At 44.8% G+C, this 24252-nt stretch carries 20 protein-coding genes and 2 pseudogenes; 15 read left to right on the top strand and 7 right to left on the bottom strand.

The features are described from left to right. Nucleotides 1–56: 56 nt before the first annotated feature. Nucleotides 57–1430 carry a sugar porter family MFS transporter gene (locus M1D67_RS19635; protein ID WP_035337833.1) on the top strand — a complete coding sequence of 458 codons (1374 nt, stop codon included), beginning with the start codon at nucleotides 57–59 and terminating at the stop codon, nucleotides 1428–1430. Nucleotides 1431–1486: 56 nt separating this feature from the next. Here M1D67_RS19635 and M1D67_RS19630 read toward each other — a convergent pair whose 3' ends face one another. Continuing rightward, entirely contained in the window at nucleotides 1487–1624 is a 138-nt protein-coding gene (locus M1D67_RS19630; protein ID WP_479831466.1) for a hypothetical protein, read from the bottom strand. A 140-nt stretch (nucleotides 1625–1764) separates the two neighbouring features. Between M1D67_RS19630 and M1D67_RS19625 the strand changes: the two genes are divergently transcribed. Continuing rightward, nucleotides 1765–2898, top strand: coding sequence for a zinc-dependent alcohol dehydrogenase (locus tag M1D67_RS19625; RefSeq protein WP_023857162.1), 1134 nt, complete (start codon nucleotides 1765–1767; stop codon nucleotides 2896–2898). Nucleotides 2899–2940: 42 nt separating this feature from the next. On the opposite strand, the gene kduD is transcribed toward M1D67_RS19625, so the two are convergent. After that, nucleotides 2941–3705 carry a 2-dehydro-3-deoxy-D-gluconate 5-dehydrogenase KduD gene (gene kduD / locus M1D67_RS19620; protein WP_479831465.1) on the bottom strand — a complete coding sequence of 255 codons (765 nt, stop codon included), beginning with the start codon at nucleotides 3703–3705 and terminating at the stop codon, nucleotides 2941–2943. 15 nt (nucleotides 3706–3720) lie between these two features. Next, entirely contained in the window at nucleotides 3721–4548 is an 828-nt protein-coding gene (gene kduI, locus M1D67_RS19615) for a 5-dehydro-4-deoxy-D-glucuronate isomerase (RefSeq protein WP_020453163.1), read from the bottom strand. Nucleotides 4549–4803: 255 nt separating this feature from the next. On the opposite strand from kduI, the gene M1D67_RS19610 reads away from it, so the two are divergent. The 8 genes from M1D67_RS19610 to M1D67_RS19575 all read left to right on the top strand — a co-directional run bounded on the left by M1D67_RS19610 (nucleotide 4804) and on the right by M1D67_RS19575 (nucleotide 15153). Beyond that, entirely contained in the window at nucleotides 4804–5820 is a 1017-nt protein-coding gene (locus M1D67_RS19610) for a LacI family DNA-binding transcriptional regulator (protein WP_479831464.1), read from the top strand. Between the two features lie 102 nt (nucleotides 5821–5922). Beyond that, nucleotides 5923–6888: a sugar kinase gene (locus M1D67_RS19605; protein ID WP_479831463.1), complete on the top strand. Its 966-nt coding sequence runs from the start codon at nucleotides 5923–5925 to the stop codon at nucleotides 6886–6888. A 5-nt stretch (nucleotides 6889–6893) separates the two neighbouring features. Beyond that, a complete protein-coding gene (locus M1D67_RS19600) occupies nucleotides 6894–7508 on the top strand; it encodes a bifunctional 4-hydroxy-2-oxoglutarate aldolase/2-dehydro-3-deoxy-phosphogluconate aldolase (RefSeq protein WP_020453160.1) in 615 nt (204 codons plus the stop codon). An 85-nt stretch (nucleotides 7509–7593) separates the two neighbouring features. Continuing rightward, complete coding sequence (kdgT, locus tag M1D67_RS19595) at nucleotides 7594–8589, top strand: 2-keto-3-deoxygluconate transporter (RefSeq protein ID WP_429717404.1); 996 nt, start codon at nucleotides 7594–7596, stop codon at nucleotides 8587–8589. A gap of 158 nt (nucleotides 8590–8747) precedes the next feature. Further along, entirely contained in the window at nucleotides 8748–10616 is a 1869-nt protein-coding gene (locus M1D67_RS19590; RefSeq protein ID WP_075212722.1) for an anaerobic ribonucleoside triphosphate reductase, read from the top strand. Beyond that, nucleotides 10613–11059 carry an anaerobic ribonucleoside-triphosphate reductase activating protein gene (gene nrdG / locus M1D67_RS19585; protein WP_075212721.1) on the top strand — a complete coding sequence of 149 codons (447 nt, stop codon included), beginning with the start codon at nucleotides 10613–10615 and terminating at the stop codon, nucleotides 11057–11059. The genes M1D67_RS19590 and nrdG overlap by 4 nt, the downstream gene beginning before the upstream one ends. 375 nt (nucleotides 11060–11434) lie before the next feature. Further along, nucleotides 11435–12385, top strand: coding sequence for a mannose-6-phosphate isomerase, class I (manA, locus tag M1D67_RS19580; RefSeq protein WP_039073051.1), 951 nt, complete (start codon nucleotides 11435–11437; stop codon nucleotides 12383–12385). Between the two features lie 128 nt (nucleotides 12386–12513). Continuing rightward, nucleotides 12514–15153 carry an N-acetylglucosaminidase gene (locus tag M1D67_RS19575; RefSeq protein ID WP_479831462.1) on the top strand — a complete coding sequence of 880 codons (2640 nt, stop codon included), beginning with the start codon at nucleotides 12514–12516 and terminating at the stop codon, nucleotides 15151–15153. A 19-nt stretch (nucleotides 15154–15172) separates the two neighbouring features. Here the strand turns inward: M1D67_RS19575 and M1D67_RS19570 are convergent, their stop codons facing one another. Then, on the bottom strand, nucleotides 15173–16336 hold the full coding sequence (locus tag M1D67_RS19570; RefSeq protein WP_026580197.1) for a CDP-glycerol--glycerophosphate glycerophosphotransferase: 1164 nt from the start codon (nucleotides 16334–16336) through the stop codon (nucleotides 15173–15175). 19 nt (nucleotides 16337–16355) lie between these two features. Further along, the gene (locus tag M1D67_RS19565; RefSeq protein ID WP_026580196.1) at nucleotides 16356–17135 is read right to left on the bottom strand and encodes a WecB/TagA/CpsF family glycosyltransferase; all 780 of its coding nucleotides are present in this window, start codon (nucleotides 17133–17135) and stop codon (nucleotides 16356–16358) included. Nucleotides 17136–17498: 363 nt separating this feature from the next. On the opposite strand from M1D67_RS19565, the gene tagD reads away from it, so the two are divergent. After that, entirely contained in the window at nucleotides 17499–17888 is a 390-nt protein-coding gene (tagD, locus tag M1D67_RS19560) for a glycerol-3-phosphate cytidylyltransferase (RefSeq protein WP_026580195.1), read from the top strand. A 142-nt stretch (nucleotides 17889–18030) separates the two neighbouring features. Continuing rightward, nucleotides 18031–20145 (top strand): CDP-glycerol glycerophosphotransferase family protein, encoded by a 2115-nt coding sequence (locus M1D67_RS19555; RefSeq protein WP_026580194.1) that lies wholly within the window; start codon nucleotides 18031–18033, stop codon nucleotides 20143–20145. A 30-nt stretch (nucleotides 20146–20175) separates the two neighbouring features. Here the strand turns inward: M1D67_RS19555 and M1D67_RS19550 are convergent, their stop codons facing one another. Beyond that, complete coding sequence (locus M1D67_RS19550) at nucleotides 20176–20490, bottom strand: hypothetical protein (RefSeq protein WP_479831461.1); 315 nt, start codon at nucleotides 20488–20490, stop codon at nucleotides 20176–20178. A gap of 39 nt (nucleotides 20491–20529) precedes the next feature. On the opposite strand from M1D67_RS19550, the gene M1D67_RS19545 reads away from it, so the two are divergent. Both M1D67_RS19545 and tagH read left to right on the top strand, forming a co-directional pair. Continuing rightward, nucleotides 20530–21357, top strand: coding sequence for an ABC transporter permease (locus M1D67_RS19545; protein WP_026580192.1), 828 nt, complete (start codon nucleotides 20530–20532; stop codon nucleotides 21355–21357). A 19-nt stretch (nucleotides 21358–21376) separates the two neighbouring features. Then, nucleotides 21377–22960 (top strand): teichoic acids export ABC transporter ATP-binding subunit TagH, encoded by a 1584-nt coding sequence (gene tagH / locus M1D67_RS19540; RefSeq protein ID WP_479831460.1) that lies wholly within the window; start codon nucleotides 21377–21379, stop codon nucleotides 22958–22960. Nucleotides 22961–23031: 71 nt separating this feature from the next. On the opposite strand, the pseudogene M1D67_RS19535 reads toward tagH, so the two are convergent. Further along, nucleotides 23032–23431: pseudogene (locus tag M1D67_RS19535) on the bottom strand (sugar phosphate nucleotidyltransferase); the annotation flags it as partial. A gap of 521 nt (nucleotides 23432–23952) precedes the next feature. On the opposite strand from M1D67_RS19535, the pseudogene M1D67_RS19530 reads away from it, so the two are divergent. Continuing rightward, nucleotides 23953–24151: pseudogene (locus M1D67_RS19530) on the top strand (nucleotidyl transferase family protein). Nucleotides 24152–24252: the final 101 nt, after the last annotated feature.

Below are 24252 nucleotides of genomic sequence, written 5' to 3'. Positions count from 1 at the left end.
AAAGCGAGACAAGGTTAAAGATTATAAAAGACAAGCCTTGTTAGGAGGATATACTGATGAAGGGAAAAAGATCGAATGCCTGGCTTTATTTTTTTGGAGCCTTGGGCGGTGTGCTCTACGGTTATGATACGGGCGTCATTTCCGGGGCGATTTTATTTATGAAAGATGAGCTTGGGCTCAATGCCTTTACAGAAGGGCTGGTTGTCAGCGCAATTTTAATCGGGGCTATTTTCGGATCGGGTTTGTCCGGCAGGCTGACAGACCGCTTCGGGAGAAGAAGGGCGATTATGTCAGCGGCTGTGCTGTATTGCATTGGGGGGATCGGAACGGCCCTGGCGCCAAGCACGGAATATATGGTGGTTTTCAGGATCGTGCTCGGCCTTGCGGTTGGCTGTTCAACGACCATTGTTCCTTTGTACCTTTCAGAGCTTGCGCCGAAGGAATCTAGGGGCGCGCTTTCTTCATTAAATCAGCTGATGATTACGATCGGGATTCTGGTCTCTTATTTGATCAATTATGCATTTAGTGATGCAGGTGCATGGCGCTGGATGCTGGGCTTGGCTCTTATTCCGTCAATCGGCCTTTTAATCGGTATCTTTTTCATGCCGGAAAGCCCGCGCTGGCTCTTAACAAAAGGAAAAGAAGAGAAAGCGCGACGGGTTTTGTCCAAGATGAGGGGAGGAAAGCAGGTCGATCAGGAAATCAAAGAAATTAAGGAAGCGGAAAAGCAGGAGCAGGGGGGCTTGAAAGAGCTGCTGGAACCGTGGGTGCGCCCGGCGTTAATCGCAGGGGTCGGACTGGCGTTTCTCCAGCAATTTATTGGAACCAACACGATTATTTACTATGCCCCAAAAACGTTTACGAATGTCGGATTTGAAGATTCGGCGGCCATTTTGGGGACAGTCGGCATCGGTATGATCAATGTTCTGATGACGCTTGTGGCGATCCGCTTTATTGACAGGATTGGCCGGAAGCCGCTTTTATTATTTGGAAATGCCGGCATGGTCATCAGTTTAATCGTGCTTTCTTTCACCAATATCTTTTTTGGCAATACGACTGGTGCGGCATGGACGACTGTCATCTGTTTAGGTGTATTCATTGTCGTATTTGCCGTCAGCTGGGGACCGATCGTCTGGGTGGTGCTGCCTGAGCTGTTCCCCCTTCATGTCAGAGGGGTGGGAACCGGAGTATCGACTTTAATGCTTCATGCAGGGAACTTAATTGTGACATTAAGTTTTCCGGTCCTCATGGAAGCGATGGGCATCAGTTACCTGTTCTTGTGCTATGCGGCCATCGGAATCGCGGCCTTCCTGTTCGTTTTCTTTAAAGTAACAGAAACAAAAGGCAAAAGCCTTGAAGAAATCGAGCAGGATTTACGGGACAGGCACGGCGGAATCACGGGAACTGACACGCAGCCGGTTGAACGATAGGCAAAAGGATGGGCATGGCCTCATCCTTTTTTGTGTGAGGAGGCCAGCCAAGCCAATCATGGCTGATCTCTGTTTTCTCCGTCTTCTGGCTGCGAATCGTCATTGCGCGGCAGATTACCCGTTCTGATCGCCCGAAACACGAGAAAGAAAATAACGAAAACAACCAGCCCTCCGACTAGTATTTGCAGCAGCATCCCAACACCTCCGTTTTCTTCTATGTATGAATCATGACCGCTCTGCATGACGGTTAATGAAACGTTTGTTTAAAAAACTGAATAAGAACCCGGGTTTATCTCACACTAAAGTCAACTGAACGATAATGGAGTGTGACGATTTGAAAGCTGTAACGTTTCAAGGGCCTCAGCATGTTAAAGTCAGCCAGGTGGAGGACGCCAAAATAGAAAGAAGCGATGATATCGTTGTCAGAATTACTTCTACGGCGATTTGCGGATCAGACCTCCATCTTTATCAAGGGAATTTTCCTCTTCCGAAAGGCTTCCAGCTCGGCCATGAACCGATGGGAATTGTAGAAGAAACAGGACCTGATGTAACAAAAGTGAAAAAAGGGGACCGGGTCGTCATCCCGTTTACCGTTGCATGCGGACATTGCTTTTATTGCGAAAACAAGCTGGAAAGCCAGTGTGATAATGCCAATCCCCATTATGATTCAGGCGGATATTTCGGCTACTCGGAAAAGTTCGGAAACCACCCTGGCGGACAGGCCGAATATTTAAAAGTGCCGTTTGGCAACTTCACGCCGTTTGTCATCCCTGAATCATGCGAGATGGAGGACGAGTCGCTCCTGTTTTTATCAGATGTCCTGCCAACCGCGTATTGGAGCGTGCTTCACGCTGGCGTTAAAAAGGGAGACACCGTCATTGTTCTCGGCTGCGGACCGGTCGGATTAATGGCGCAGAAGTTTGCCTGGATGGAAGGGGCGAAGCGGGTCATTGCAGTAGACTACTTGGACTACCGCCTAAGGCAGGCTGAAGCGTTAAACCGCGTCGAAGTATTTGACTTTACAAAATATCCTGACATGGGCGAGCATTTAAAGGAGATTACAAAAGGCGGGGCGGATGTCGTGATCGACTGCGTGGGGATGGACGGCAAAAAATCTCCGCTTGAGTATCTGGAGCAAAAACTGAAGCTTCAGGGCGGCACGCTCGGACCGATTCAAATTTCTACAAAGGCGGTCAGAAAGTGCGGGACCGTACAGATTACAGGGGTATATGGAAGCAATTATAATATGTTTCCGCTCGGCGCGTTCTTTTCCAGAAATGTTACACTAAAAATGGGGCAGGCCCCGGTTATCCATTTGATGCCTGAGATTTACAAGAAGATTGAAGAGAATCAATTTGATCCGAAGGAAATCATTACGCATCAGCTTCCGCTTGAAGAAGCCGGCCGTGCTTACCAATTGTTCAACGGCCATGAAGATGATTGCATTAAAGTGATTTTGAAGCCATAGCGATGATAAAGGCTGCCGAGCTACCGGCAGCCTTTGCGTGCATTATCTTGCCAGCCATCCGCCATCGACCGCCAGCACATGTCCATTCACATAATCGGATGCCGGCGCCGAAAGGAATACGGCGGCTCCGGCAATGTCATCCGGCTGACCCCAGCGCTCGGCCGGAATCCGTTTTAAGATTTCGGCATTGCGGTTTTGGTCCTCGCGGATCTGCTTTGTATTGTTCGTTGCGATATAGCCCGGCGCAATTGCATTGACCTGGACATTGTGCGCCGCCCATTCATTGGCAAAAGACTTCGTCAATCCGGCTATTGCATGCTTGCTTGCCGTATATGCAGGGACGAGAATGCCTCCTTGAAATGAAAGAAGCGAGGCAATATTGATGATTTTCCCCTGCTTTCGCTCAATCATCTGCCGGCCGACAGCCTGCGTCAGCAAAAATAAGCTGTTCAAATTGACATTGATCACCGCTTCCCAGTTCTCGCGGGAAAAATCAGCCGCTTTTTCTCTGCGGATCGTCCCGGCATTATTGACGAGAATATCAATTTGATGACGGTCAAGCACCTCTTTTGCAAAGGTTTCAACCTCGTCAAGGCTGCCCATATCAAGCTGATAAGACGTAAACGTTCTGCCGGTTTCTTCGATCAGCCGCTTTGTTTCATCAAGCCCGCTCGTATGTGAAGTGCCGATGATATCCGCTCCCGCTTTTGCTAGCGCTTCGGCAATTCCTTTGCCGATTCCAGTTCCCGGGCCTGTGACAAGCGCGGTTTTGCCTTCAAGTGAAAAATACGATTCAAGATATCCCATCTCACGTTCACGCCCTTACCGTATGACATTCATCGGGACAGCATCCATGTCCTTAAATGTGTAGTTTTCTCCGGCCATCGCCCATATAAAGCAGTAGTTGGATGTGCCGGAGCCCGAGTGGACAGACCACGCGGGTGAAATGACTGCCTGTTCGTTGCCGACGACGAGATGCCTTGTCTCCGTCGGTTCGCCCATGAAATGAAACACCTTTGCATCTTCAGCAAGGTCAAGATACAGATAAGCTTCCATCCGCCGGTCATGAACATGCGCCGGCATCGTGTTCCATGTGTTATTGGGTTCAAGAAATGTAATGCCCATCATCAGCTGGCAGCTTTGAATGCCGTCTGCATGAATCACTTTGTATAGATTGCGGACATTTGAAGAGGCTTCTTCTCCTAAATGATCGTATGGAAGCTCTGAAAGCGAAGCTTTTTGCACCGGATACTTTTGGTGTGCGGTCGCTGAGATGAAATAAAATTTGGCTCCGCCTTCATTCAAGCTTGAGAAAGAAACGTCTTTATTTCCCAGGCCGATATACAGAAAATCTTTGTGCTCCAGTACGTATTCTTCATCACCGACTTTGACCGCACCGGGTTTTCCGACATTTACAATTCCGATTTCGCGCCGTTCCAGAAAATAGTCCGTTTTTAAAAAATCGCCGGCATCGAGCGCGATGGATTCCTTCACTGGAACGGCCCCGCCGATCACGACTCTGTCTTCATGCGAATAAACCATGTTCAGTTTGTTTTCAACAAACAATGACTCTATTAAAAAATGCTCGCGAAGCTCTGCGGTTGTGAATCGTTTCGCTTGTTCAGGATGAACAGAATAACGATTTTCCATACCTTCTCCTCCTTGAATTGGACGTTTTTAGACTGACTTGAATGAAGGGGCCAAAGTTTTTGGTAACGGTTTCAAACATGAATTGTAAAGTAAATAATGGAAATCGTCAACAGTCTTTTCACTTTTTTCTGAATATTGTCAAGGTCAATCTTGAAATATTAAAAAAGACTCTTCCAAATTTTAAATGATGTGATATGCTGATGGTATAAAGTTTTTGAAATCGGTTTCAAATCATAAGGTCATAGGAGTACTTGAATGAGGGATAAGCAAACAGCGAAAGTAACCATCAACGAAGTAGCCGCACATGCAGGTGTATCAAAATCAACGGTTTCCCGTTATATCAACGGGAAGATTGATGCCATCTCACCGAAAAAGGTGAAAAGCATCAAAAAAGCGATCGAGGAGCTTAATTACCGCCCCAGTCAGATGGCACAGGGGCTGAAGGTGAAAAAAAGCAAGGTTATCGGATTTTTGGTCGCCGATATTACAAACCCGTTTTCAGTCGCCACCTTGAGAGGGGTGGAAGAGGTTTGCGATCAGTACGGGTACAGCATCATGGTCTGCAACACGGACAACAGTCCTGAAAAAGAACGGGAGATGCTGCACAAGCTGAACGCGCATTACATTGAAGGGCTGATTATTAATACGACGGGAAGAAATAACGATGTGCTCATGGATTTAATCAGCCAGGATGTGTCGATTGTGCTCGTTGACCGGAAAGTGCCCGGGCTCAAAATCGATGCAGTTACAACGAACAACCGCGAAGTGACAAGTCAAATCGTCAATCTCATGTATGACAAAGGCTATGCCCAGATCGGTCTGTTTACCGAGCCGATTAAAGGGATCAGTCCTAGGGAGGAAAGGGTTTCCGCCTATACAGAAATCGCGCTTAAACGCAATGCCGGCGGCAATCCCCTTGTATATGAGGCAGATGTCAAAGACAAAGAATCTCTTTTGCAGTCCGTCAAAAGCTTTTTAGAAATGAAAGAAGGGAAAAAAGCCATTCTTGGAAACAACGGACTTCTGATGCTGAAAATCATCAGCTGCCTTTATGAGCTTGGCATTTCGATTCCGGAAGACGTCGGAATTGCCGGATTTGATGATACGGAATGGTATAAATTAATCGGTCCGGGCATTACCACCATCGCCCAGCCGTCGCATGAAATGGGCAGAGCCGCCATGGAGCGGATCATCAAACGGATTGAAGGAGATGAAAGTGCACCGCAGACGATTCAGCTTGAGGCAGAGCTTGTTCTCAGACAGTCGCTGTAGAACTCGTCAAATGGAGACACTCATACACCCGACAATTTAGGGGAGAATGTTTTTCTGCAACTTTTTTTGAAACCGGTACCATTCCGAAAGGAGAGTGAAATTATGTCGCTTGATGTGATGACATTCGGAGAATCGATGGCTATGTTTTACGCAAATGAAACAGGCGGACTGCATGAGGCTTCTTCGTTTTCCAAGGCTCTTGCCGGAGCGGAAACAAACGTTGCCGTCGGACTGTCGCGCCTGGGCTTTCGAGTCGGCTGGATGAGCAAGGTTGGCGCCGATTCGCTTGGAACTTTTATTTTAAATGAATTGAAAAAAGAAGGCGTCGACATCTCTGAAGTCAAACGCAGTGCAGACCGGCAGACAGGCATCCTGCTCAAGTCAAAGGTTGAAAGCGGGGACCCTGATGTCACGTATTACCGCAGAGGATCAGCCGCAAGCACGATGAGCATTGATGACTACCCGGCAGAGTATTTCAAAGAAGCCAAACATATGCATGTGACAGGCATACCTCCTGCCCTTTCAAGGGAAATGCGGGGCTTCGCCCGCCACGCCGTTCACCAGATGAAAAAAGATGGAAAGACGATTTCGTTTGACCCGAATCTCCGCTTCCAGCTTTGGCCGGACCAGCAGACAATGGTTCACACGATTCATGAGATCGCCGTGCAAGCAGACTGGTTTCTGCCTGGGATCAATGAAGGAAAACTCCTGACAGGCTGCAATTCTCCCGAGGATATCGCTAAATATTATGTGATGCAGGGGATCAAGGTAATTGTCATCAAGCTTGGAAAAGAGGGGGCTTATTACCGGACACCGGACAAAGAGGGTTATGTGCCGGGTTATCAGGTGGAAAAGGTTGTTGATACCGTTGGTGCTGGTGACGGTTTTGCCGTCGGCATGATCAGCGGTCTATTAGACGGATTGCCGCTTGAAGAAGCAGTTCAGAGGGCAAATGCGATCGGAGCTCTAGCCGTCATGGCTCCGGGTGATATGGACGGTCTGCCGTCAAGGAATCAATTGAAAGCTTTTATGGCCGCAGAGGCAAACAACCAAAAAACAGGAGGTTGACCGTAATGGAAATGTCTATGATCGGAAAAGTGCAGGAGCAGCTGGCCGAGGCCGGGCTGATCGCGGTCGTCCGCGCAGGCGATAAGGAAGCTGCTGAGGAAAGCATTCACAGATTGATCGACAAAGGAATTACTGCGATTGAAATCACATATACGACGCCGGGAGCGTCTGAGCTGATTGAAAAATTTGCAGGAAAAGACGGCCTCCTTGTCGGAGCCGGAACGGTGGTTGAAAGCGAACAGGCGAGGGAAGCCGCGGCAGCGGGGGCAAAATTCATCGTCAGTCCGGGTTTTTCGGAAAAATTGGCTGAGGAAGCCGCCTCATTGCATACATTTTTTATTCCCGGCGTATTAACACCGAGCGAAATTATGGAAGCGGTCTCAAAGGGTTTTCGGGTTCTTAAGCTGTTTCCAGGGGGGACTTCCGGGATTCCTTACATGAAAAACCTCGCCGGCCCCTTTCCGAAGGTTCGTTTCATACCAACCGGAGGGATCCATCCGGGCGATGTGGAGAAATGGCTCGATGCCGGAGCATTGGCAGTTGGAGTGGGAAGCCAGCTGAACAAAGTGTCAGAAGCGGATATCCAGCGTATCTTTCAGCGTCGGATTCGGCAGAATTAAAGCGTGCGCAGCGTGAAAAGACTTCAGGTTTTGCAAGATCGACAGCTTTGCTTTTTCATTAATTTCTAGAATGGGAGAAAAAATGATGAAAATTAAAGCAACGATTGAACGTGTGCCGGGCGGCATGATGATCATTCCGCTCTTTCTGGGCGCAACGCTGAATACGTTTGCTCCGGGAACCGCGGAGTTTTTCGGCGGATTTACAGGCGCCCTGATTACCGGAACGCTGCCGATTTTAGGAGTATTTATCTTTTGCGTTGGTGCAACAATAGATTTTCGTTCTTCAGGATATATTGCGAGGAAGGGACTGACACTTCTGATCGGCAAAGTCGGCATTGCCGCATTATTGGGTTTGATCGCAGCGCAGTTCATTCCAGATGAAGGCATTCAAAGCGGGTTTTTTGCCGGACTGTCAGTGCTTGCTATTGTAGCCGTCATGAATGAAACGAACGGCGGTCTGTATTTGGCGTTAATGAACCACATGGGAAGAAAGGAAGACGCCGGTGCTTTCGCCTTTATCAGCACGGAATCGGGCCCGTTTATGACGATGGTCACTTTCGGTGTGACAGGGCTCGCGGCATTTCCCTGGGAGACGCTGGCTGCAACCGTCATCCCGTTTTTACTCGGCTGCATTCTCGGAAACCTTGACCCTGAATTGCGCGATTTGTTCGGAAAAGTCGTACCGGCGATCATTCCGTTCTTCGCATTTTCACTGGGAAACACGCTTGATTTTAAAATGTTAATCCAATCCGGCCTTTTAGGTATTGTTGTCGGCGTATCAGTCGTCGTTCTCTCGGGTGCTTCTCTATACCTGCTGGACCGCTTTGTCGCAAGAGGAGACGGCGTTGCGGGCGTCGCGGCATCGTCAACGGCCGGGGCTGCGGTAGCCGTGCCGTATGCGCTTGCCGATGCAAACCCCGTGTTTGCGCCGGTGGCTGATTCAGCGACCGCGATCATCGCGACAAGCGTCATTGTCACCTCGCTTCTGACGCCGCTTGCAACCGTCTGGATCGAAAAACGGACAAAACAAAGAAAACCTCCGAAACAAATGACGATCGATTACAAGTCATTTCGCCGCTGACGCACCGGGACATTTTGTCCGGGGCGTTTTTTTATGACCGTTTTGAAATAACGTCACCAAATTGCTAAATTTAACGGGTATCATTTGTGCTAATATCAATATATAGTGTCTTTCGAAAGTTCGGGCACTATATATGCTACTTTTTAGGAGAGATTAGGATGACAACAGGCTTTAAAGAACAGGGATTATTGCAATTGACAGAAACATTTCATGATATCGTCGGGTATGGAGATCACGATATTATGCAGGAAAATGCCAACGTAGACGGCCGCTCTCCGATGGGGCAAATGAGCCGGTTTGCATCCGAGAGTTCCAGACATTATGCGCTCCAGTACTTAATGTCGCCGGAAATCAAGAAAGCAGTCGATGACAACTTGATATATCCGCACGATTTAGACTATATGCCGAGCGGGACAACGACTTGCTGCCAGATCCCTTTGGGCCGGCTGTTAAAAGACGGATTCCATACAGGCCACGGCTCCCTCAGGGAACCGAAGGACATTATGAGCGCATTGTCACTCGCATCCATCATTTTTCAATCGAATCAAAATATGCAGCACGGCGGCCAGTCATTTCCGATGTTCGATTACGATCTGGCGCCTTACGTCCGCAAAACGTACGAAAAGCATCTGGTGAAAATCAAACAATACCCGACAACTTTGACAGAAGAAGAGATAAGGGAAAGAGCGTGGGAAGAAACGGACAACACAACTTACCAAGCGTGCGAAGCCTTTATACATAATGCCAACAGCATGCATTCGCGGGGCGGCGGACAGGTTCCGTTTGTTTCAATTAATTACGGCACGGATACGTCAAGGGAAGGCCGCCTTTTGATCAAAAATATTCTGAAGGCGACAAAAGCAGGTCTCGGCAAGGGGGAGACGCCGATTTTTCCGATTCAGATCTTCAAAATGAAAGAAGGCGTCAACGTCGATCAAACAGACCCTAACTATGACTTGTACCGGCTTGCATTGGAAACGAGCGCTGAAAGGCTGTTTCCGAACTTTAGCTTTATCGATTCGCCCGTGAATAAACCTTTTTATGACGGAACACCGGAAAGCGAAATCGCTTATATGGGATGCAGAACGCGCGTCATGGCCAATATTCATGGGAAAGAAAACAGCATCGGCAGAGGGAATTTGTCATTCACCTCGATCAACATTGTCAAAATAGCGCTGCTCAGCGAAAATGTTGAACAGTTTTTTGCTTTGCTGAACCGCTACATGGAATTAACGATTCAACAGCTGCTTGAACGGTACGCCTTTCAATGCAAAAAAAGAGCAAAAGACTTTAAGTTCCTGTATTCTCAAGGCATCTGGCATGAAAGCGAGAAGCTTGATCCTGAGGACACGCTCGAGGATGTGCTAAAGCACGGAACATTGAGCATCGGATTTATCGGACTGGCTGAAGCTTTGACTGCATTGACAGGAAAACATCACGGAGAAAGCGAAGAGTCGTTTGAACTCGGCAAAAAAATCGTTCAGTCGATGAGAGATAAGGCCGATGAAGCCACAGAAAAACACAAGCTGAACTTTTCTTTGATCGCCACACCGGCAGAAGGACTTTCAGGGAAATTTGTCAAAAAAGATAAATTGGAGTTCGGTTCGATCCACAATGTCACAGACCGGATCTACTATACGAACTCGTTTCACATCCCTGTTCACTATAAGCTGACTGCGGTTGAAAAGATCAGAAAAGAAGCGCCGTTCCATTTGATGTGCAATGGCGGGCATATCAGCTACATTGAGCTGGACGGAGACCCGAAAAAAAACATTAAAGCGATGGACATGATTGTAACCGCCATGCGCCGGTCAGGCATGGGCTACGCCTCGATCAACCATCCTGTCGACCACTGCAAGGCGTGCGGATTTACCGGAATCATCGATAACGAGTGCCCGCAGTGCAAAAATCGAGATGAGGCTTTGATTGAACGGATCAGACGGATTACGGGATATTTAGTCGGAGATATGTCAAAGTGGAATTCGGCGAAAAGACAAGAAGAAAAGGACAGAGTGAAGCACCTATGAAAGTGATGAATATTATCCATGACAGCATCGTAGACGGAGAAGGACTGAGAACAGTCGTGTTTTTAGCGGGCTGCCCGCATATGTGTGAAGGCTGCCATAATAAACAAAGCTGGAATATCAATAACGGATTTGATATGAGTGTAGACGAAGTATTTGAGGAAATTATGAAAAACCCGCTTACAAACGTCACCTATTCAGGAGGAGAGCCGCTTTTGCATGCGAGCGAACTGATCGAACTGTCTGAGAGAATTAAGCAGCAATCCGAAAAAGACATCTGGCTTTACAGCGGCTATACGTACGAACAAATCTTGAAAAATGAAAAGCACAGCGCTTTGCTGGCCTATTGTGATGTCCTGGTAGACGGCCCGTTCGAAATCAAAAAAAGGGACTTGACGCTCCTTTACAGAGGAAGCTCAAATCAGCGCATTATCGAGCTGGCATAATCTGAAACAGAAGCCTCCGGGGCTTCTGTTTCAGCGTGTCGACAAACCCTCGCATTCGTTGTCAGGCCTGCGCGTCGGTGCTCACGAATTCCAACATTCGCTCCGCTCCGATGCTCGGCCTTCCTAGACTGCAAGGGTTTTCAATCACGCTGAAAGGATGACAAAATCCCAAAACAAAAAGCCGTTTTGGGATTTTGTCAACAATCTAAAACAGAAGCCTCTGGGGCTTCTGTTTTTCCTTTCCGGCATTGACTTCTATCGAGATAACGTCATAATAAATATGAAAAGGTTTATATTTTATCATACATGTCTATCAATAAAAGAAAGCGTTTTATTTACATAAGACAATCGTGAATTAAGGGAGGAGATGGCTTCATGACTCAATCACCGATATTTCTGCAGCCTGAGTTTAAAGAGAGGATCTGGGGGGGAGCGGCTTTGCGCGAGACATTCGGCTATGACATTCCCTCTGATTTGACAGGTGAATGCTGGGCCATTTCCGCCCATCCAAACGGGCCGAACATCGTTGCTTCGGGTCCTTACAAAGGAAAAACGCTTGCCGAGCTTTGGGACGAGCACCGCGAATTGTTCGGCGGTGCAGAGGGAGACCGTTTCCCGCTGTTAACGAAAATACTTGATGCCAATCAAGACCTTTCCGTTCAAGTCCACCCCGATGACTACTATGCGGGCGAACACGAAAACGGGGAACTCGGTAAGACGGAATGCTGGTATATCATCGATTGCAAAGAAGGTGCCGAGATCGTTTACGGCCATACGGCGAGAACGCGGACAGAGCTGGTCACCATGATCAACAGCGGTGATTGGGACAACTTGTTAAGGCGGATCAAAATCAAGCCGGGCGATTTTTATTATGTGCCAAGCGGCACGATTCATGCTCTTTGCGAAGGGACGGTCGTTTTGGAGACACAGCAGAGCTCTGATACGACGTACAGGGTATACGATTATGACCGGGCCGATCAAAATGGAGAAAAGCGCGAGCTTCACCTGACACAGGCGATCAATGTCACAACAGTACCGCACGTTGACAGCTATGTTGACGAATCGACAGAAACTCAAAAAGGGATTACCATTAAGACTTTTGTAGAAGCCGAATACTTCTCCGTATACAAATGGGAGATCGACGGTGCCGTTGAGCTGACCCAGGATGCCCCTTTCCTGTTATGCAGTGTGATTGAAGGAGAAGGAAAGCTCACTCAGGGCGGAGAATTATTTCCGATCAGCAAAGGAGCAAATTTTATCCTGCCGGCGGAAACGAATGACTTTACGATAGAAGGAACATGCGAATTAATCGTGTCTCACATATAAAAAGCTTAACGGTCTTCAAAAGAAGGCCGTTAAGCTTTTTTATTGTGAAAAAATAGTCCGGCTCGCCGATAAAAAGAGAAAGCAAGTTTTTGAAATTAGGAGGCTTATAGTCGAGGGGAGTAGAGAATGTGAAAAACATTAGAAAAACCGTTATTTTTGCTGCAATCATTTTGCTCATACATACGGCCGTCCCGGCAATCCCTGCTTTAGCAGCATATACCGATACTTCCGTCTACAAAATCGAAACAACAAAAGAGTTTAATAGCGAAAGCGAGGCGCTCAAAGCAGCCGAACAACTGAAAAAGGAAACGGGATGGAAAGCCGAGGTCAAACCTTCAGGGAAAAACGGCACAACTTACGTTTTGACAACAGGGGGGATAGAAGGGGAGAGCAGAGCAAAAAATCTGCTTTTGCAGTTTGAAAAAGAAACCGGTTTGAAGGCGTCCTATGGTCCGATTGGACAGAAAGAACCGTTTTCCAAAGCGGTATCAAAGGAATTTGCCGGTGAAGCAAAAGCCAAGGAATGGGCGCTCCAATTTGAAAAAGAAACGGGGCTGAAAGCAACCTATACACTTGCAGGGAACAGGGAAGCATACGTGAAGGTTGCCACCGGAGGAATCGAAGGCGAAGACAACACGAAAGCCATCCTCGATCGTTTTCAAAAAGCGACCGGCCTCAAAGCGTCGTACGCACCATACGGAGCGGGACAAGCGATCGTCAAGCTTTATTCAGGAGAAATCGCAGATGAGAGCAAAGCGAAAAGCCTGCTTGTCCAATTTGAAAAAGAAACCGCTCTTAAAGGAACGATAGAAACAGTAAAGAAACAACAGCCCAGATATAAAATTGTGACAGGTGCGATACAAGGCGAAACAAACGCAAAAAATCTGCTGAAGCAGTTTGAAAAAGAGCTCAAGGTCAAAGGGGCATATGAAGCCGCCGGTCAGCCGGCGCAGCTTTACAATGTGAAATCGGGATATTTTAATGACGAAAAGACCGCGAAAAATGCCGCCGGCCAAATTAAAAAGAATACCGGTCTCACCTCAAGCACGGAAAAGGTAAAAGGCACGCGTTTCTGGATCGTCAGCATGAAAAGCGTAGACAGCCAAAACCTTAAAAAAGTCGACGCCTTTTTTAAAAAGAAAACGTGGCGTTATACTGCTGCAAAGGCAGGGAGAAAGCAGACATCTTTCAGAATCGTTTCCGTCCCGGTTTCAGATCAAAAGAAAGCAAACGACGGCATCCGGTTTTTTAAAAACAAAAACATTCAGGCTTCCGCCCAAAACGCCGGCGGTACGACCGTCAATCGCTTCCGGATCGCGTCCGGCGAAACAGCCGTCCAAGCGCGAATCAATAAAGGGCTGGAATTCTTCAAGAAAAACGGTGCGGCGGGAACGTCCGGACCGACGGGAAAAAAAGTGTACAGCCATTATCAGCTGACAACGGAGTCCGTATACGAACAGGACAAAGTGACGAAGGCGCTCAATTTCTTTAAAGAAACAGGCATTCACGCAGAGGCCGTCAAGACCGGCCAGTATTACAGCCGGTACAAACTGAGTTCGGAAGCTCTGATCGGCTCGGAGAAATTACAGCATGCGCTTGAATTTTTCAGCAAGCGGAGTATACCGGGCAAGATTGAACAAACGGGTGAGTACGGCTACAGGCAGTACCGGGTGACGGCAGGTCAGGTCATAAGCAAAGCAGATCTCGACAAGGGACTGAATGTCTTTAAAAAGAACAAAGTCAGCGCAACTTACCAAACAAAGACGGTCAGCCTGTTTCATATCTCAATCAATGAACTATTTACAGGGAAAGACCGTGCGGATGCTGCCGCCAATCGGATTAAAACGAATTACGGCTGGCCGGTGAATGTCATCAAAGTGAAAAACGGCCCGCAAATCACAACGACTGACTACGGAATCACGCTCAGCCAGATGGTCGACAAACAGATGAAAGTCAGCCCGCAAACGGATGCGCCGGCTTATGTTTCATTAAGCTACATCAATACGGCGAACCAAACCGTTACGGCTGATCTGCTGAATATCAGGTCAAGCCCCCTTGTGACAAGCGGGAACATCATCGGACAGCTGCAAAAAGGGGATAAAGTCAATATCATTTCCCAGGAAAACGGCTGGGCAAAAATCAGAATGAATTGGCGTAATGCCAGCAGAGAAGAAGTCGAGAAATATGTCAACCCGCAAAACTTTACACAAGACAGCTCGGCATACTTCCAATTTTTAAAACTCTCGCAAACGGCCGGCTTGAATGCCGCCGAAGTCAATGCAAAAATCCTTTATAATAAAGGGATTTTGACAGGCAAAGGCCAAGCGTTCATCGACGCGGCAAGAGCATACAGCATCAATGAACTGTACCTCATTTCGCACTCGCTCCTTGAGACGGGCAACGGAACTTCCGAGTTGGCAAAAGGAACGATGTTCAACGGCAAAAAGGTTTACAATATGTACGGCGTTGGGGCTTACGACAGCAATCCGCTTTACTACGGTGCAAAATACGCCTATGAACAAGGGTGGTTCACACCTGAGGCAGCCATTATGGGCGGAGCCAAATTCATCGGTGAAAAATACATTCACCACCCGACTTACAAACAGGATACCCTCTATAAAATGAGATGGTCTCCGAACGCCCTTCACCAATATGCGACAGATGTCGGCTGGGCTTATAAGCAGGTGGGGAGAATGTACAGTCTTTATACATTGCTCGATCAATATACGCTGTACTATGATGTGCCGGTTTATCGGTCATCATCATAAAAAGACCGGCCATGTTCCATTAGGAACCGGCCGGTCTTTTTTCATTTGCCGTCATATGCTCGCTTAAAAAGTTCAACAGGCGCATGCTGGCATCGCCTGTTGAATATTGATGCCATTCTTGTGCAAACCTCTTGATCTCTTCCTTTGTGATGGACATTTCTTTGATTTCTTTCAGCAGCATGTCGCTGTCCATGCAGGCTTTGCCGGGAATCACTGCTTCAAAATCATCGATCAGTCCGCGCTTTTCATTATATTCTGCCATATCATACGTGAAAAACAAAATCGGTTTATTTAACAAAGCGTACTCAAAGGCGACTGACGAATAATCGGAAATCAGAATGTCGCATTCCATCAGCAGATCCTTTAGCGGAACGTCTGATACATCTTTGATCAGCCCTTCATGTTCTTCAAAAGTAACCTGTTCCCGCACGGCCGGATGCAGTTTGACCAAAAGCAGAAATTCTCCCTTCAGTTCCCCGGAGAGCTGCTCCTTAGAGAAAGGGAGGCGAACGGACGTCAAACAATAGTCCCGGTATGTCGGCGCATACAGAATAATCTTTTGGTCCGGACGGTCCGCTGTTTGTCTTCCGGCATGAAAATATTCATCAGTTAACGGAACACCCGTCCGCAAAAAACGGTCATCTTTCACGCCGAATGACCGCTTGAAAATATCCGCCATTTTCTCCGAGCCGACGGCGATGTAATCAAAAGAACGATACACCTTTTTAAACCGCTTGATATCGGCGGCGGATCGATACCGGTTTCCGATATCTTCGAGTCCGAACTTTTTCAAAGCGCCGGACGCATGCCAAATTTGAATGCACGTCGTCTGAGGGCGTTTATTCAATACGCTTGTCAGCAGAAAATAATTATCCGTTAACACGAATTTACACTTAAACATCCGGTATACGGCCTTTATGAGATGAATCGGATTTTTCTCGTTGATCACTTGCGATCGAACGGAAGGATATTCATCTGCAAGGGAAACGGCGTGCCTTGTATAAAGGACTTCCATTTCAAACGGCCTGCTGCTGCTGACATACTCATCCAGCAGCGCGCGCGCATTATCCGGAAAGGAAACGAGCAACAAAGCTCTGTCGCGTGCTTTTATCCTTTTGAAAATAAAGCCGGTCAAAGCGAGACCGGCCGAGTAAATCATAACCAATAAAGAACGTATATTCATTCGTTACCCAGACTCTTTTCTACAAATCGATTTTGGATTGCTCTTTGATCTGCTCCGGATAGTAGTGCCGCTGTTTTTGAACTCTTTCCTCTTTCAAAACGGAAAGGACATATTTCGGGATGTTCAGCATCCGCTTCCACCTCGTCGGATTGGTCAGCAGACGGTACATCCATTCAAGATTCAGCTTGATGAACATTTTCGGTGCTCTTTTCACTTTTCCGCTGAACACGTCGAAGCTCCCGCCGATGCCGATCGCAATCGCTTGAGGAAATAAATGCTTATGTTCATAAATAAACTTTTCCTGATGCGGATATCCGAGAGCCACAAAAACCATGTCGGGCTTGGCTGCCGCGATTTGCTTGGCAACTTTGCCTTTGTCTTTGACATAGCCGTGTGAGTACCCGGCCAGCTCAATTCCGGGATACTCGGTTGAAAGCCGATCGGCAACCGCTTGAATAACCTCTTGTTTGGCCCCGTATAAAAAGACTCTTTTCTTTTTGCGGTCAGCCAGGCTCAAGAGGTTAATAAATACATCGTACCCCGCGATCCTCGATTTTAATCTGCTGTTGATCAGCCTTGACGTCAGGACGATGCCGATTCCGTCCGGCAGGATAAAGTCAGCAGATGAAACTGTTTGATAATAATCCTTGTCTTTTGCAGCCGCGTACCCGATCTCAGGGTTTACCGTTGCGATAAATGCCCCCTCATTGCGGTCGATAAAGGATTCTTCAAGATGATTCAAAAATCCGGGCAAATCCCCGTTAACATATGCAAGATGATGAACCGTTTCCGTTTGCAGCATAGTTTTTTTCCTCCTTCCGGTTAAGAAGTGTAAGTATATACGAATGTATGAAAGTCGAAGTTTAAGAGACCAGCCCAAAAATTCAGGAGGTCTAACGTATATTTTAGCATAGATCATTCATAAAAGCTTAACAATATCTTTACAATAGATTAAGATTTTTTACGTCTTATTTAGAAAGGGATCGATTTCTTAGGGGAAAATTTGGAATGCCATTTACCGTAAACAATACTTAACGTTTGATAGGCGATGTGCTATAATGAATGATCAGTAAAGACCTGTGAAATGAATGTAACTTATCGATTGTTTTCTACATGTCAATATAGCTTTTCGCCTTAAGATTAGAAAGGAGAGCGCATGACAATGAAGAAAGTCATCACATATGGAACGTTTGATTTATTGCATTGGGGACATATCAAGTTATTGGAACGGGCAAAACAATTGGGGGATTATCTCGTCGTCGCGATTTCGACTGACGAATTCAATCTTCAAAAGCAGAAAAAAGCATATCATAGCTATGAGCACCGCAAGTTCATTCTTGAAACGATCCGCTACGTAGACGAAGTCATCCCGGAAAAAAACTGGGATCAAAAGGTACAAGATGTGATCGACCATGACATCGATGTTTTTGTCATGGGGGATGACTGGGAAGGAAAATTTGATTTCCTGAAGGATTACTGCGAAGTTGTTTACCTTCCGAGAACTGAAGGGATTTCCACGACGAAGATTAAAGAGGAAATCGCGAACCTTTAATGTAAGCTTAGCTTTATAAAAATTCAAAAAGTACTTCTTAAAAAAGATAAGAAGTGCTTTTTGTTTCGTATACGAGTCATTTTAATATAATAAGTATGAACAGCTTTGCTTTTGAATAAAAAAAGAGGAGTAGACTGATCTTATGGATAGTGCAATTCCGATAGAATTTCAGCTGCGGGAAATAAAAATTAACGATGCTTGCCTCTATTTTGCGTTCGAAAGTTCTGCCTCTCTTGAACATGTCGGTGTTTTGGCAGTTAACCGCAATTCGAAAAAAGAGATGCGTGTAACTTGTAACAAAATAAACGATTCAAAGCAGTTAAAAGCAGTGGAGATATCTTTAGATGATCTATCTAATCTGATGATAGACGAAACGCTCATTGATTTTTATGTGATATATGAAAATAATGAAAAAAATCAATGTAAAAAGAGGATTTACACAGCCTCAAAACCAATAGAGCTGTCTTGGCATCGGGATCGAGCCAATCAGTTCATTTATTTGCCATATACGACCCGTAAAGGCCATTTCGCTCTTGATGTTCTACGAAGAAAAGCAGTGGCGGAGGCGGAAGGCATTAAGTTAAGCTCCGAAGGAAAACTAATGATCCAAGGCTATACTTTTCTGCTAGATGCGGAAGAACGTTCGATGATAAAAAGCAGAAGGCTGGTTTTAAAGGAAATTAGTCAAAAAGATGAGGAAAGGGTTTTTGATTTTCCTTTAAAAGACGTTCAGCGCGGTGATTCAGGTCATGCCGTTGGATTCGAGGCGGAAATTGATTTGAAAAAGCTTTATGAAGAGAACAGGATGCCTGCTTTCTTTCAATTTTTTATAGAATACGTAGGTGAAGATGCTGCAACAGGGGAGGAAATCGTTATAAAAAGCAGGGCATTCAGGCTTAGAGATGATATAGACTGTTTTTCAATTATTGACACAAAAAAAGGACCTGCCCGTTTTCACATCTATCCGCAGAAACGAAAAAGGGGCATGCGCCTAAGAATGAACGACTATACGATCAAAACCCGTGCAGTTTATTTTGCTAAAGGAAAAAGCAAAAGGCTGATGTCAGTCATTCGCAGAGACAAGAATAAAGTAAAGAAAAAGATTTCGGGCATTGTGAAGAGAGCCTACTATTTTACTTTTGGACTGGCCGGCAAACTGCCTGTTAAAAAGAAAACCGTCATTTTTGAAAGCTTTGCCGGCAAGCAGTACAGCTGCAATCCGAGAGCCATTTACGAATATATGAAGGAACATCATCCGGAATACAACTTAATATGGAGTGTAAACCCGAGTTATACAGAGATTTTCGAAGAAAAAAACGTTCCTTATATTCACCGATTCACCCTGAAGTGGCTGTTTGCCATGGCAAGAGCGGAGTATTGGGTTGTAAACAGCCGGCTTCCTTTATGGATTCCTAAACCAAAGCACACGACATATGTGCAGACATGGCACGGGACTCCGCTGAAAAGGCTTGCCGTCGATATGGAAGAAGTGCACATGCCGGGTACCAACACTGAGAAGTACAAGCAAAATTTCACTAAAGAAGCATCGAAGTGGGACTATTTAATATCCCCGAATCGTTATTCAACCGAAATCTTTGCCCGCGCTTTTCAATTTAACAAAACAATGATTGAGTCCGGCTACCCGAGGAATGACTTTCTGTATACAGACAACCGCCCAGAAACGATGAAGGCCATAAAGAGAAAAATGAATATTCCCGAGAATAAAAAGGTCATCTTATATGCACCGACATGGCGGGATAATGAATTTTATGCTAAGGGAAAATACAAATTCCAACTTCAAATGGATCTAGACAAGATGCAAGAAAAGTTTGGGAAAGATTCTGTTATTCTGTTGAGAATGCACTATCTAGTAGCTGAAAGCTTTGATTTTGAACAGTATGAAGGTTTTATATACGATGCCTCAATGTATCCCGACATTAGAGAGCTGTATGTCATCAGTGATATTTTAATTACGGATTACTCGTCTGTATTTTTTGACTATGCAAATTTAAGAAGACCTATCATTTTCTATACTTATGATATCGAAAGTTATAGGGACACTTTAAGAGGATTTTATTTTGATCTTGAAAGAGAAGCACCTGGGACATTGGTCTACAATGAATCCGAGCTTATGGAAGAGATCGAAAGGGTACTTAGGAACCCTCAATTACACAAGAATTACGAGTCATTTTATGAAAAATTTTGTTCGTTTGAAGATGGCAAAGCTTCTGAGCGGGTCGTCAAATCTATATTTTAATCTTCATGAAAAAACAGCCTGAGTTTATACTCAAGCTGTTTTTTGTGTGGAGCTAGGACTGACACACATTTTTATAAAAGGGCTGCGGTGCATGATTGTTATATGATTCATAATCAAAGTGCGATATTCAATACCTTCGGTGATATATTTCTTCATAGCTTCAGTAAGTGCTTCTTCGAGATTTTCAACAAGCACTCCGATAATATTGGGGCGAAATCCTCGTGCTGCTTGTTTTGGGAATAACCATTTGTGTCGTTTTTTTCCTATTATAACAGGCACGCATTCTCTTAGATATTTGTTTGAATAGCAATAACGAATAAAATTTGTTACAATTAATCGGTGCACGAGGTAACAGCTATTATATTAGGCTAAGGAAGATAAATCATGAAAGCATTACTAAGAGTGTTAAAAGAACAGTTTTTATCGCTGCCTTTAATCATCAGGTTGGCGGCATATGAAACAAAATCAAAATATCAAATGAACTATTTGGGCGTGTTATGGCAGTTTTTGAATCCGCTCATTCAGATGCTGGCTTATTGGTTTGTATTTGGGATCGGAATCAGAAAGAGCAGTGAGGTGGTTACGGGCGTCGGTGAAGTGCCTTTCATCATCTGGATGCTTGCCGGTTTGATCCCTTGGTTTTTTATCAGTCCGACGATTCTTGACGGTTCAAACAGTGTATATAAGCGAATCAACATGGTGGCCAAAATGAATTTTCCAATCAGCTCTCTTCCTTCAGTGGCGATTGCGGCTAACCTGTTCAGCTACTTTGTGATGATAGTGGTTTATGTCATTGGGCTGCTTGGGTTTGGGATTTATCCAAATCTTCACTGGCTTGAATATATTTACTATTTGTTTTGCATGATTGTTTTTATGTTCGCTTTCAGTTTGTTTAATTCAACAATCAGTGTACTGGTCAGAGATTATCAGTTCCTGCTGCAATCGGCGACAAGGCTGATGTTTTTCCTGCTGCCGATTTTTTGGGATATTTCTACGCAGCTGGGGGACAAGCATCCGACAATGTTGAGCGTGATTAAGCTGAATCCGCTTTTTTATATTATCGATGGATTCAGAAATAGTTTTTTCGGCGGAGATTGGTTTTTCGAAGATGTAACTTACACGCTGTATTTCTGGGCTTTGACATTATTGATCTTGACTGTAGGTTCTATCCTGCATATGAAATTCAGAGACAAGTTTGTTGACTTTCTTTAATACGTAAGGAGATTGTACGATGAAACTAAAAGTTTCGTTTCGAAATGTTTCAAAGCAGTATCATTTGTATCAAAAACAATCGGACAAGATTAAAGGATTGTTTTTTCCGGCTAAGGATAATGGTTTTTTTGCTGTGCGGAATGTCTCCTTTGACGTGTATGAGGGAGAGACAATCGGTTTTGTAGGGATAAACGGGTCAGGAAAATCGACCATGTCTAACCTGCTGGCTAAAATTATTCCGCCGACCAGCGGTGAAATTGAAATGAACGGCCAGCCGTCGCTGATTGCGATTGCGGCTGGTTTAAATAATCAATTGACGGGCCGGGACAATGTCCGGCTCAAATGTTTGATGATGGGGTTAACCAATAAAGAAATTGATGAAATGTATGACAGCATCGTGGAATTTGCCGAGATTGGCGATTTTATTAATCAGCCGGTTAAAAACTATTCCAGCGGTATGAAATCACGTCTCGGTTTCGCGATTTCAGTGCATATGGATCCTGATATTTTAATTATTGACGAAGCGCTCTCCGTAGGGGACCAAACGTTTTATCAGAAGTGTTTAGACAGAATGAATGAGTTTAAAAAGCAAGGAAAAACCATTTTCTTTGTCAGTCACTCCATCGGCCAGATTGAAAAGATGTGTGATCGCGTCGCTTGGATGCACTACGGCGAGCTTCGCATGTTTGGTGAAACAAAAACGGTTGTCAAAGAGTACAAAGCGTTTATTGATTGGTTTAATAAGCTGTCGAAAAAAGAAAAAGAAACATATAAAAAAGAGCAAACCGAAGAACGGAAGAAAGAAGATCCTGAAGCGTTTGCCCATTCTCGCAAAAAGAAAAAAAAGCCGAAATCACTGGCTAATGCCATTCAAATTGCTATTTTGTCTATCCTGACGGTTTTTACCGCAGGAACAATGTTCTCTAACACCCCGCTTCGTACCATTGTTTCGTTTGGCGCTATTCCGCAAAACGAAGTGAAGAACCATGATGGCGATGCAAAGGACAAGACAGAGGAACGCTTAACTGAAGTCAATAAGCAGGGGTTTATTGTAGATGAAAAAGTGTCTGTTTATAAGGATCAAGCTTTAAAACAGAAGACTGACATTACTCTTCCATTCGGTACCGAGGTGATGGTAGCTTCAAAAGGCAAAAAAACAGCAAAAATAAAGTTTAACAAGCATTCTTATTTTGTAAAACAGAGCGCTATTGCAATAAATATGAAACATGCTGAATTGCATGCTGCGGCCTTTACCCCTTATGTTCCGCAAACGGGAACTTCTACCTATGAATACTTCCTGGACTTCCTGGGAGACAGCAGAACCAGCATTCAATCGAAATTGAAAGGCTATACTGAAGGTAATACGGCTGACGGCAGAAGGACGCTGGATTATGATAATAAAAAAATCAGCTATGTGCTGGAGAATGATAAAGCATCAGAGCTTGTCTTTTATAACATTTCTCCCATTACTCCGACGTCATTGTCTTTAAGAGACAGTGATGTACTGTATGACAGCAGCAAGAATCGTTTTCTTGTGAATACAGCTGATCGGGTCTTTGCAGTTGATAACGAAGAGCATACGCTGACCTTGATATCGAAATAAGAAAAGGCTATTGGATGAATGTCCAATAGCCTTTTTGTTTAGATTTCTTCTTTGTTTAGTAGACCTTCCATTTATGGAAGGAGGTGCTCGTGAAGCTCTTTATCCTGCATCGCAAACTCAAGAGTTGTGGTGATAAAGCCAAGCTTTTCACCAACATCATAACGCTTTGCCTTTAGGCGGCTTCTCAACGAAGTTTTTTACCTGATCACGGCCGCGTTCGCTTGTCAGCGTGTCAGTATTGGCGTAGTGGCGTGTTTCTTCTTCTGGCACTTGCTGAACACCGATAATAGAAGAAAGGTTCTTTCATAATTGGCGCAATTCTGGTGTTTCTGTCTGAACAATATCGTCTCTAAAAACAACCGCAAACGGCTCATCACCGATAAAGTTGCGCGCGAACCATACAGCGTGTCCGAGTCCCTTAGGCTCTTTTTGGCGGATATAGTTAATATCATCCAGGCTAGAAAGCTTTTTTCATTTTTCAGTTTGCCCTTTTTCTAATTTGATTAATGAGTTTCGCTTGTATCGTATTAATTCTACTATAAAAAACATGTGTCATTCGTATAGTTGGATTAGAGCCTCTTAGTAACCTGAAAAGATTTTACTCTACCTTACCACCAAGTTTTTAGGAACACATTTTAACTTTAATATCACAATTCCTTCACGTTTTGACGATGAATTAATATGAGGAAGGCGTACAAAATAAATAACACAGCAGAAAGAAAATCGTTACACTTAAAAACGCAATAAAAGAATCGAATTTTCCGAAATAGAAAACTTGTTATAATAGGTATAGCTAAGATATTAGACCTGAAAAAAATATATATATCAATACAACGGTGATACCAAAAAATACTGAGGATTGACATTTTGAAAGAGCCTTAACTTTTATAGGAACTTATGCTATTATTGTTTATTATTAATGATGCGTAAAAAATATGTCGAAATGATAAACAATCTGTTAGTTGAAAACGGTTAGAAGGTGATGTTATCTAATGAAGAAAGTGATACGTATGGAACATTGATTTATTTCACTACGGATATATGAAGCTGCCGGAGAGAGCAAAAAATCGGGGTGATTACTTTATCGTAAGATCTACAAAGGAATATTGTGAGATCATTTACCTTCCGAGAACAGAAGGCATTTCAACTACCCAAGTCAAAAAAGACATGGCTAGTTTAATGAAGCTCTAACTAAAAGAGGCTTGAAGTAAATTCAGTTGCTTCTTTTTTTCTTGTTTGCGCAAATATTAATCTTCACTCTTTAAGGAGTTCATGATGGAATTTTTTTATGA

Source organism: Bacillus sp. PK6-025 (assembly GCF_056530265.1).
This window is presented reverse-complemented; position numbering and strand designations above follow the sequence as displayed.

Coding starts and splice junctions, on each gene's coding strand:
- M1D67_RS19635 (WP_035337833.1), top strand. CDS start 57: ATGAAGGGAAAAAGATCGAATGCCTGGCTTTATTTTTTTGGAGCCTTG.
- M1D67_RS19630 (WP_479831466.1), bottom strand. CDS start 1,624: ATGCTGCTGCAAATACTAGTCGGAGGGCTGGTTGTTTTCGTTATTTTC.
- kduD (WP_479831465.1), bottom strand. CDS start 3,705: ATGGGATATCTTGAATCGTATTTTTCACTTGAAGGCAAAACCGCGCTT.
- kduI (WP_020453163.1), bottom strand. CDS start 4,548: ATGGAAAATCGTTATTCTGTTCATCCTGAACAAGCGAAACGATTCACA.
- M1D67_RS19610 (WP_479831464.1), top strand. CDS start 4,804: ATGAGGGATAAGCAAACAGCGAAAGTAACCATCAACGAAGTAGCCGCA.
- M1D67_RS19605 (WP_479831463.1), top strand. CDS start 5,923: ATGTCGCTTGATGTGATGACATTCGGAGAATCGATGGCTATGTTTTAC.
- M1D67_RS19600 (WP_020453160.1), top strand. CDS start 6,894: ATGGAAATGTCTATGATCGGAAAAGTGCAGGAGCAGCTGGCCGAGGCC.
- kdgT (WP_429717404.1), top strand. CDS start 7,594: ATGAAAATTAAAGCAACGATTGAACGTGTGCCGGGCGGCATGATGATC.
- M1D67_RS19590 (WP_075212722.1), top strand. CDS start 8,748: ATGACAACAGGCTTTAAAGAACAGGGATTATTGCAATTGACAGAAACA.
- nrdG (WP_075212721.1), top strand. CDS start 10,613: ATGAAAGTGATGAATATTATCCATGACAGCATCGTAGACGGAGAAGGA.
- manA (WP_039073051.1), top strand. CDS start 11,435: ATGACTCAATCACCGATATTTCTGCAGCCTGAGTTTAAAGAGAGGATC.
- M1D67_RS19570 (WP_026580197.1), bottom strand. CDS start 16,336: ATGAATATACGTTCTTTATTGGTTATGATTTACTCGGCCGGTCTCGCT.
- tagD (WP_026580195.1), top strand. CDS start 17,499: ATGAAGAAAGTCATCACATATGGAACGTTTGATTTATTGCATTGGGGA.
- M1D67_RS19555 (WP_026580194.1), top strand. CDS start 18,031: ATGGATAGTGCAATTCCGATAGAATTTCAGCTGCGGGAAATAAAAATT.
- M1D67_RS19545 (WP_026580192.1), top strand. CDS start 20,530: ATGAAAGCATTACTAAGAGTGTTAAAAGAACAGTTTTTATCGCTGCCT.
- tagH (WP_479831460.1), top strand. CDS start 21,377: ATGAAACTAAAAGTTTCGTTTCGAAATGTTTCAAAGCAGTATCATTTG.